This window comes from Methylophaga sp. UBA5088 (genome assembly GCF_002414625.1).
Taxonomy (GTDB): Bacteria; Pseudomonadota; Gammaproteobacteria; order Nitrosococcales; family Methylophagaceae; genus Methylophaga; species Methylophaga marina.
This window is the reverse complement of record NZ_DIAC01000105.1, coordinates 1,349-8,026: the sequence shown is the minus strand read 5'-3', so window position 1 is coordinate 8,026 and position 6,678 is coordinate 1,349. Positions and strand designations below refer to the sequence as shown.

Sequence of the window (6,678 nt, the reverse complement as noted above, 5' to 3'; positions counted from 1 at the left end):
CAGTTCGTGACTGACGACGTTGCTGGTCACGGTAATAGTCACAATATTGGGTGACAGAGCAGGTGTCACATTTTGGTTTACGCGCCAGACAGACATAGCGGCCATGTAATATTAGCCAGTGATGCGCATCTAACAGATAGTCTTTCGGGACAACTTTCATAAGTTTGTCTTCGACCGCCTTAACCGTTTTTCCTTTTGCCAGCCCTGTTCTGTTAGATAAACGAAAGATATGCGTGTCTACGGCAATGACAGGGTGTTTAAAAACGGTGTTTAAGATAACGTTAGCGGTCTTGCGACCAACACCAGGTAAGGCTTCCAGTGCTTCCCTATCTTCTGGGACCTGACTGTTATGTTGCTCAATTAAAATTCGACAGGTCTTGATGACATTTTCAGCCTTGCTGTTGAATAAACCAATCGTTTTGATGTATTGCTTTAAGCCATCCACTCCCAAGGCGAGAATTTGCTCAGGCGTATTCGCTATGGGGTACAGTTTGTCCGTGGCTTTGTTTACTCCCACATCCGTTGCTTGAGCTGACAGAATCACAGCAATCAGTAACTCAAAAGGAGAAGAGTAATGAAGCTCCGTCGTAGGGGCCGGGTTATGTGCTTTTAAAGTAGCAAAAAAGTCACGCCGTTGAGCCTGGTTCATCTTAGCTGCTCGTAGCGACTTCGGCTGTGGGTTCAACTTTTACTGTTTGTTGCTTACTCACTTTGGCATCAATCACATTTTTTAAGGCAACAATTAATCCCAAGCCGATAAAAGCACCCGGTGGTAACAAAGCCAACAAAAAGCCACGGTAATCATCAATAACGGTAATAGTGAAGTTTTTTGCGATATCACCAAACATCAACTCTGCCTGACTGAATAAGGTGCCTTGACCAATCAGTTCACGCATGCCGCCAAGCACAACCAGGACAGCAGTAAAGCCAATTCCCATCATTAGCCCATCCAGCAACGCTGGTCCAACTGAATTTCTAGCGGCGAAAGCCTCTGCACGGCCAATGATGGAGCAGTTGGTGACAATCAGCGGGATAAAAATACCCAAAATAATGTAGAGATCATGGAACCAGGCATTCATCGATAATTCAATAATGGTCACAATTGAGGCAATGATCATGACAAAAACGGGTAATCTTGCTTCATCAGGAATCTGGTTTCTGAGTAGCGAAATCAAACCATTTGATGCCACTAAGGTCAGGATGGTTGCTAATCCCAGTCCCAGTCCATTAATGACGGTGTTCGTTACGGCGAGGAGGGGGCATAAACCCAGAAGTTGAACAAGGGCGGGGTTATTCTTCCACAGACCATCTTTTACAATCTGATAATAAGCATTCATGATTTTTCCTCATTGATAGCAAATAATGCTTCACGATGATTTTTGAAATACTCAAGCGAGCCTTTTACCGCTCTCACCACAGCTCTTGGTGTAATGGTTGCCCCAGTAAACTGGTCAAAAGCACCACCATCTTTTTTGACCTTCCATTTGGCTGATGATGGATTTTCTAATGATAAACCTTCGAATTGTTTAATCCAGTCAGAGCGGCTGGCATCAATTTTATCACCGAGGCCTGGGGTCTCTTTGTGATTGATAACACGTACGCCTGCCAGCGTACCATCGTTATAAATCCCAACCAGCATTTTAATACGTCCCGAATAACCGTTGGGCGCGACAACGGTCAGGATGACAGCGACTGGTTGATCCTGTTTGCGAGCACGGAAAACTTGAGTGGGTTCTTCAGTACCTAAGCTTTCAGTGGCTGGCAGTAAGATGGTGTCTTGTAAAATCGCATTATCGTATTGTTCATGCGGTATCAGAATATTGATGGCATCCAATAATGCTTGACGTTCGTTTTCTTTAATTTGTTGACGTGTATTTTGTTCTGTGTACGCCACCATGGTGGTAGCGACGATAGCAAAAATGCCCAAAACCACGCCTACGCGTAAGATGTGCTTTTTTAGGTCTGCCATTATTTCGTGGCCCCGTAGACTTTAGGTTGCGTGTAATAATCGATTAGCGGTGCCAGCATGTTCATTAACAGCACAGCAAAGGCAACACCATCAGGATAGCCTCCCCATACTCGAATGATGTAGGTTAAAGCGCCTACACCAGCACCAAATACCAGACGACCTTTCACCGTTGTCGAACCTGAAACCGGATCAGTGGCAATAAAAAACGCACCTATCATCGTTCCGCCACTTGTCAGGTGGAATAGAGGTGAGCCCGTGATTTCAGGGGCAAACAAATAAGTGACACCACTCATCACAAACAATGTGCCGATTATGGCAACTGGAACATGCCAGCTAATGACGCGACGATAAAGTAAATAAAGACCACCAATGGCAAACCAGATGTTAATCCATTCCCAGCCTAAACCACCTAAACTGCCAAATAGGTTTTGATTAACGATATAGACAGGCGCAATCGATTGTCCTATCTGAGTTTTCATTGTATCGAGTGGCGTTGCCCCAGAAACAGTATCTGCAGTCCAACCAGCGCTGGTTTCACCGTAAAAAATTAATTGTAAAGCCGAATGTAAATCGAGAGATTTGTCTGTCAGCGAGTCAACAGGTAACCAGGTTGTCATTTCAAGCGGAAATGACACTAATAACAACACATATCCAACCATGGCAGGATTAAATGGGTTGTAGCCCAGACCTCCATACAAATGCTTGGCAAAAATGATGGCAAATAAAATCCCGGTGACCGTTAACCACCAAGGTGCGAGCGGCGGTATGGCGACAGCCAACAATACGGCTGTTACTGCCGCACTGCCATCGGTGATGAAAGGTTTAATCGGTCTTTTACGCAGAGTCAGCATGACTGCTTCTGCGAGCAGGGCGACGATTAATGCCAGTGTAATATTGATTAAGACCGCAGGGCCAAAGAAATAAACCATCGCGGCTACTGCAGGAATCATCGCTAAAATGACTTGCAGCATTTGCAGCGTCACGCGGTTGGTACCTGCCAGAAATGGCGGGCTCATTCGAAATATCGCCATTATTTACTCCGTTTCCTTACTATCCGCTTCGGCTGTCACGGCAGCTTTTTCTTGTTGTTCTTTTTTGGCTTTAGAGGCTGCTAAGGCTGCTTTACGCTGACGCTGACGCTCTTCTTTTTCGCGCTGTTCCCGTTCTAAACGTGCCTGACGTGTTTCGAAACGGTCGCGAGCGAGATCTGATTTCTTACGTTCACGTTCTTGGTTCATAATTTCCGTTTTAGCAAAGCGGAAATAGGAAACTAACGGAATTTTGCTTGGGCAGACATAATCACAACAACCACATTCAATACAATCGAATAAGTTGTAATCTCGAGTTTGATCAAAATCTTTAGCCCGTGAATGCCAGTAAAGTTGTTGCGGTAATAAACTGGCAGGGCAGGCACTTGCACAGTCGCCACAACGGATGCATGGCAAAGGTTCCTGTGCTGGGGCGGCATCTTCCACACCGGCGAGAATACAGTTTGCTGTTTTTGTCACAGGTAAGTTATCGCCAGACAGGTTAAAGCCCATCATGGGGCCACCAAGAATGAAGGCTTCATCAGGTTCGCGCTGAGTTTCTGCGTACGCTAATAATTCTGAGATGGGTGTGCCAAAAAGGGTTTCAAAGTTGCCTGCATGTGTCACGTCTTTTCCGGTCACCGTAACGATTCTGGAGATTAACGGTTCCCCATGAAAAATGGCACGGCCCACTGCATAGGCTGTGCCCATATTGTGACTCACAATACCCAAATCAATCGGCAAGCCATCACTTGGCACTTCTTTACCCGTCACAACCTGTATAAGTTGTTTTTCACCACCCGTTGGGTAACGAGTGGGGACAACAACCAAGCGTGTATTATGCATACCAGGACGAGAAGCAAGTGCCAACTCCATAGCTGAAATGGCTTGCGGTTTGTTATCTTCAATTGCCACAATAACTTCACGAGCCCGAAGTGCGTACTGCATGATTTCAATACCATCCAATATGCCGTCAGCACGTTCGCGCATGAGCATGTCATCACAGCTGATGTAAGGTTCACACTCAGCACCATTTAGCAAAAGTGTTTCAACAGTGTGATGAACGCCGGGGTTCAATTTGATGAAGCTTGGGAAACCCGCGCCTCCGAGGCCAACGATACCTGCATCGCGTACGATTTGACGAATTTCATGAGTCGAAAGTGAACGATAGTCTTTTACGGGTTCACGCTCAATCCAGCGATCTTCACCATCGGTTTCGATAGTGATGCACGGCGCTGTCAGACCGGATGGATGGGGAATAGGCTGCTCATTAATGGCGGCAATGGTACCTGAACTGGGGGCGTGCAGGCAGACTGAAACATGGCCATCCGCACGAGCAACTCGTTGTCCCTTAAGTACCTTATCACCCACTTCAACAATAGGAATAGCTGCACTACCAATATGTTGTTGCAGCGGTAGAATCAGCCGTTTTGCGAGTGGTGTTTTCCGTATGGGAGTTTGAGTTGACCGCTTCTTATGACCGGGCAACTTGAGTCCACCTGGAAATGAGCCTAATGTTTTTGTCATGTTCTTTCTCCACGTTCTAGCTGGACGTGAGAAGGATCTGGCCAGCGCCAGGTGTTTGGATTAGGTGCCATTTCAACCATATCAATACAATCTACCGGACAAGGTTCTAAGCAGAGTTCACAGCCTGTGCATTCATCAGCAATAACTGTGTGCATATGTTTTGCCGCACCCAGGATTGCGTCGACAGGGCAAGCCTGAATACACAAAGTGCAGCCGATACAACGTTGTTCATCGATGACTGCAAGCATTTTGGGTTTTTCAACACCGCACTCTTCATCGAGTGGTTTAGGTTCAACATCGAGCAAGTCCGCCAGTGCTTGAATGGTTGATTCGCCGCCAGGAGGGCAACGGTTTATATCAACTTCACCTGCTGCAATAGCTTCAGCGTAAGGACGGCAACCTGCAAAACTACATTGACCGCATTGTGTTTGAGGAAGAATTTTATCGATCTGATCGACGATAGGATCGCCTTCAACTTTGAACTTGACGGAAGCAAATCCTAATAGCAAACCGAGAACTAACGCCAGAAGCGTTAAAGCAATAACCGCTGTCAACATGGGCTTATCCTTTCACTAGTCCGGTGAAGCCCATAAAGGCCATTGACATCAGGCCGGCAGTAATCAGGCCGATTGCAGCACCTTGAAATGGAACAGGTACATCGGCTGCAGCAAGACGTTCACGCATGCCAGCGAAAATAATCAATACCATTGAGAAACCCAGAGCAGCACCAAAGCCATACAGTGCTGACTCAATAAAGCCATGTTTTTCTTGTACATTTAGCAGAGCAACACCCAGTACCGCACAGTTGGTAGTAATGAGGGGTAAGAAAATGCCTAATACCTGATAGAGCAGTGGACTGGTTTTGTGAACGACCATTTCTGTGAATTGCACAACTACAGCAATTACAAAGATGAAACTGATAGTGCGAAGAAACTCAATACCAAAAGGGGCCAGCAAATATTCATTGATCAAATAACTGCTGATAGAAGACAGCGTTAAGACAAAGGTGGTCGCCAGAGCCATCCCCATGGCTGTTTCCAATTTACGAGACACACCCATAAAAGGGCACAGCCCCAGGAATTTGACCAAGACAATGTTATTGACCAGTATCGTACTTATAAGTATGAGGGCATAATCTGCCATTTAATAACCTACTGATTTTCTCAGGAATTAGTTGTCATTTCAGCACGGAATCAATTCTGCTGTAAACGGTAATCAGTAATTATAGCTTAAAAAGCATTAATATCGAAGCTGTTAGAGTGATATTAATGCTTTATTTGTGAGCTACTTATCCGTTATCTGGAGACGGAGGATTTGACGTCAGTGATGTTTATTTTTGTCGGCGTTGCTGTACAGCTTCAGCCAGTTCTCTTAATAAATTTTCAGTATTGTCCCAGGCCATACAAGCATCGGTAATACTTTGACCATAAACTAACTCTTTTCCAGACTCTGCATTCTGACGACCAGCAATCAGGTTACTTTCCAACATGAGGCCGATAATACGATTTTCACCTGTCGCAATCTGGGCTGCGACTTCGCGACAAACGGTTTCTTGCTGGATGTGGTTTTTTCCACTATTGGCGTGGCTGCAATCAATCATGATTCTGACATCTTGACCGGAACGGGTTATAACGTCTGCCGCAGAATTGATGCTGTCACTATCAAAGTTGGGCTCACGTCCACCACGTAAGATGATGTGACAATCAGGGTTGCCCGTGGTGGAGAAAATAGCCGAGCGTCCTGCTTTAGTCAAAGACATGAAATGATGAGGTTTAGAGGCTGACAGACATGCATCGACAGCGATTTGAACGCCTCCATCTGTTGCGTTTTTGAAGCCAACAGGACAGGATAAACCTGAAGCCAGTTCACGGTGCGCTTGACTCTCTGTTGTTCTGGCGCCGATTGCTCCCCAAGACACCAGATCTGCAATATATTGTGGACTGATTAAGTCCAGGTATTCAGTAGCAGAAGGCACGCCCATTTCAGCCAAATCAAGCAGTAGTTTACGGGCAATGTGTAGTCCATCATTGATTTTAAAGCTGCCGTCCAGATAGGGATCGTTGATTAATCCTTTCCAGCCAACCACAGACCGTGGTTTTTCAAAGTACACCCGCATAATAATTTGCAAATCATCTTGAAGTTCTTCAATTAATG

General features: G+C 45.7%; 8 protein-coding genes. All 8 read right to left on the bottom strand.

Translation table 11 applies throughout. The features are described from left to right. On the bottom strand, positions 1–649 hold a 649-nt coding region (gene nth, locus B4K20_RS13295; RefSeq protein ID WP_289283235.1), incomplete at its 3' end, for an endonuclease III. A 1-nt stretch (position 650) separates the two neighbouring features. Then, on the bottom strand, positions 651–1,337 hold the full coding sequence (locus tag B4K20_RS13290) for an electron transport complex subunit E (RefSeq protein ID WP_289283234.1): 687 nt from the start codon (positions 1,335–1,337) through the stop codon (positions 651–653). Further along, a complete protein-coding gene (gene rsxG / locus B4K20_RS13285; RefSeq protein ID WP_289243409.1) occupies positions 1,334–1,969 on the bottom strand; it encodes an electron transport complex subunit RsxG in 636 nt (211 codons plus the stop codon). Before rsxG ends, B4K20_RS13290 begins: the two co-directional genes overlap by 4 nt. Next, positions 1,969–3,000: an electron transport complex subunit RsxD gene (gene rsxD / locus B4K20_RS13280; RefSeq protein ID WP_289283233.1), complete on the bottom strand. Its 1,032-nt coding sequence runs from the start codon at positions 2,998–3,000 to the stop codon at positions 1,969–1,971. Before rsxD ends, rsxG begins: the two co-directional genes overlap by 1 nt. A 3-nt stretch (positions 3,001–3,003) precedes the next feature. After that, the gene (gene rsxC / locus B4K20_RS13275) at positions 3,004–4,524 is read right to left on the bottom strand and encodes an electron transport complex subunit RsxC (protein WP_289283232.1); all 1,521 of its coding nucleotides are present in this window, start codon (positions 4,522–4,524) and stop codon (positions 3,004–3,006) included. Continuing rightward, positions 4,521–5,081 (bottom strand): electron transport complex subunit RsxB, encoded by a 561-nt coding sequence (gene rsxB / locus B4K20_RS13270; RefSeq protein WP_289283231.1) that lies wholly within the window; start codon positions 5,079–5,081, stop codon positions 4,521–4,523. The genes rsxC and rsxB overlap by 4 nt, the downstream gene beginning before the upstream one ends. Positions 5,082–5,085: 4 nt before the next feature. Then, entirely contained in the window at positions 5,086–5,667 is a 582-nt protein-coding gene (rsxA, locus tag B4K20_RS13265; RefSeq protein ID WP_040576593.1) for an electron transport complex subunit RsxA, read from the bottom strand. Positions 5,668–5,854: 187 nt separating this feature from the next. Continuing rightward, the coding region (locus B4K20_RS13260; protein WP_289283230.1) for a 3-deoxy-7-phosphoheptulonate synthase at positions 5,855–6,678 on the bottom strand (824 nt) is incomplete at its 5' end.

Coding starts and splice junctions, on each gene's coding strand:
- rsxG (WP_289243409.1), bottom strand. CDS start 1,969: ATGGCAGACCTAAAAAAGCACATCTTACGCGTAGGCGTGGTTTTGGGC.
- rsxB (WP_289283231.1), bottom strand. CDS start 5,081: ATGTTGACAGCGGTTATTGCTTTAACGCTTCTGGCGTTAGTTCTCGGT.
- rsxC (WP_289283232.1), bottom strand. CDS start 4,524: ATGACAAAAACATTAGGCTCATTTCCAGGTGGACTCAAGTTGCCCGGT.
- rsxD (WP_289283233.1), bottom strand. CDS start 3,000: ATGGCGATATTTCGAATGAGCCCGCCATTTCTGGCAGGTACCAACCGC.
- rsxA (WP_040576593.1), bottom strand. CDS start 5,667: ATGGCAGATTATGCCCTCATACTTATAAGTACGATACTGGTCAATAAC.
- B4K20_RS13290 (WP_289283234.1), bottom strand. CDS start 1,337: ATGAATGCTTATTATCAGATTGTAAAAGATGGTCTGTGGAAGAATAAC.